Origin of the sequence: Psychromonas arctica (genome assembly GCF_036697365.1) — a bacterium.
GTDB classification, from domain to species: domain Bacteria; phylum Pseudomonadota; class Gammaproteobacteria; order Enterobacterales; family Psychromonadaceae; genus Psychromonas; species Psychromonas arctica_A.
The window spans coordinates 1-671 of record NZ_JBAHZA010000066.1 but is presented as its reverse complement, the minus strand read 5'-3'; the positions used below and the strand labels follow the sequence as shown (position 1 = coordinate 671).

Genomic DNA, 671 nt, shown 5'->3' with positions numbered 1-671 from the left:
CAATGATGCACCAGAAATAACTATTACTAGCAGCAATGACTTCACTGAAGATGACGGCAGTGCCGTTGAAGGTGCTGTGGTTGCGACGTTTGAAACAACAGATGAAGACGGTGACGAGGTTACTGTTACATTGAGCGATACCGTAAATTATGAAATCGTAGATGGTACGGTTGTCTTAACAGAAGCGGGGGCAGAACTTGTCAATAGTGGCGAAGAATTACCTGCATTTACACTAACACCAAATGACGGTACTACTGACGGTGAAGCCGCAACTGTTGAGCCAGGTGTTACTACTACCAATGATGCACCAGAAATAACTATCACTAGCAGCAATGACTTCACTGAAGATGACGGCAGTGCCGTTGAAGGTGCTGTGGTTGCGACGTTCGAAACAACAGACGAAGACGGTGACGAGGTTACTGTTACATTAAGCGATACCGTAAATTATGAAATCGTAGATGGTACAGTTGTCTTAACAGAAGCGGGCGCAGAACTTGTCAATAGTGGCGAAGAATTACCTGCATTTACACTAACACCAAATGACGGTACTACTGACGGTGAAGCCGCAACTGTTGAGCCAGGTGTTACTACTACCAATGATGCACCAGAAATAACTATTACTAGCAGCAATGACTTCACTGAAGATGACGGCAGTGCCGTTGAAGGTGCTG

The 671-nt window shown here is 45.3% G+C and carries 1 protein-coding gene; it reads left to right on the top strand.

The genetic code is table 11. The features are described 5' to 3' along the window. The coding region (locus V5290_RS17610) for a hypothetical protein (protein WP_333388779.1) at positions 1-671 on the top strand (671 nt) is incomplete at both ends.